Genomic DNA, 1,537 nt, shown 5'->3' with positions numbered 1-1,537 from the left:
ACCCTCTTCAGCTTCGAGCCCTTCGGCTCGGGCTCGTTGCGGAGCTCAGCCACCTTGGCGGCGGCGAACTCCCGGGACGAGGCGGCCCTCTCGGCCGCGCCGGCGGCGCCGGCGGCCATCGCGGCGGCGGCGTACTCCCGTGACGCCGCGGCCTTCTCCGCCACACCTGCGGCACCGGCGGACGCCTTCTCGGCGGCGAGGTTGCGACCCTCGGTGATCACGGGTGCGACCCTCTCGCGGGCATCCGCGATCGCGGGTGCGACCTTGTCGCGAGCCTCGGCGATCGCCGGGCCGGCCTTGTCCCGAGCGGACTCGTAGGCCGCCTCGAGCTGCGGGATGACGGTTTCAGCGACGGACTCGACGTAGTCGTGGGCCCGGTCGATGAGCGACTTCTGCTTGCGGATCCGCATGCGTGTCCTCCTAGAGAGTGGTGACTCCATCTCATCATGCGCCCCATGAGGCGACCAGCCCCCGCCCGGCTGTGGGGGGTCATGGCAGGATCGGTGCGTTGACTTCACCAATGCGAGAGGCACCCCCATGGCGGACCCGAAGGCCACCCTCAAGACCAACCAGGGCGACATCGTCATCACCCTGTTCCCCCATCACGCGCCCGAGACGGTCGACAACTTCGTCGGACTGGCCGAAGGCACCAAGGACTACTCGGCCGGTGACCGGACCGGACCGTTCTACGACGGCCTCGGCTTCCACCGGGTCATCGAGGGCTTCATGATCCAGGGCGGCTGCCCGCAGGGCACCGGCACCGGCGGCCCCGGCTACACGTTCAAGGACGAGATCCACCCCGAGCTCGTCTTCGACAAGCCCTACCTGCTCGCCATGGCCAACGCCGGCCCCGGCACCAACGGCTCGCAGTTCTTCATCACCCTCGGCGCAACTCCGTGGCTCAACCGCAAGCACACCATCTTCGGTGAGGTCGCGGACCAGGCTTCGCGCGATGTCGTGGACAAGATCGGTGTCACCCGCACGGGTGCGGGCGATCGCCCCGTCGACCCGGTGGTCATCGAATCCCTCACCATCGAGCGCTGACACCACACCGCTGATGAGCACTGCGCCTGATGGCCACCGAGGCTGATCCCGCGGCCGGCGTGCCGACCTGTTATCGGCACGCCGGTCGCGAGACCTGGATCCGCTGTCAGCGGTGTGAGCGCCCCATCTGCCCCGACTGCATGCGCGATGCGGCGGTCGGCTTCCAGTGCCCGTCCTGCGTGAGCGAGGGCGCCAAGCAGACGCGCTCGGGCCGGACGGCGTACGGCGGGCTCCGCTCCGGCAATCCGGCGCTCACCTCGATGGCCCTGATCGCCACCAACGTCGCCGTGTGGCTGGCGATCCTGGCGACCGGCTGGCAGGGCAGCGACCTGATTCGGCGCCTCGCGCTGGTCCCGGTCGGGACGTGCGCGGCCGACCAGGGCGGCTACTACCCCAACCTCACCGCCGAGGGGTTGTGCCAGCAGTTCGCCCAGGCCGACGGCCGCTGGGTGCCGGGCGTCGCCGACGGCGCCTACTGGCAACTTCTCACCAG

2 protein-coding genes and 1 pseudogene are annotated in these 1,537 nt (G+C 70.1%); 2 read left to right on the top strand and 1 reads right to left on the bottom strand.

The features are described from left to right. Positions 1 to 410, bottom strand: a 410-nt coding sequence (locus tag RMO85_RS13295; protein ID WP_310529203.1) for a hypothetical protein, incomplete at its 3' end; no start/stop codon positions are given. Positions 411 to 537: 127 nt separating this feature from the next. On the opposite strand from RMO85_RS13295, the gene RMO85_RS13290 reads away from it, so the two are divergent. Together RMO85_RS13290 and RMO85_RS13285 are read left to right on the top strand one after the other, a co-directional pair. Beyond that, entirely contained in the window at positions 538 to 1,044 is a 507-nt protein-coding gene (locus RMO85_RS13290) for a peptidylprolyl isomerase (RefSeq protein WP_310529202.1), read from the top strand. A 29-nt stretch (positions 1,045 to 1,073) separates the two neighbouring features. Continuing rightward, positions 1,074 to 1,537, top strand: a pseudogene (locus RMO85_RS13285) (rhomboid family intramembrane serine protease); the annotation flags it as partial.

The sequence above is a fragment of the Nocardioides sp. genome (assembly GCF_031422975.1).
Lineage (GTDB): Bacteria > Actinomycetota > Actinomycetes > Propionibacteriales > Nocardioidaceae > Nocardioides.
Note: the sequence above shows the minus strand (reverse complement) of the source record. Positions and strands in the feature narration are given on the sequence as shown.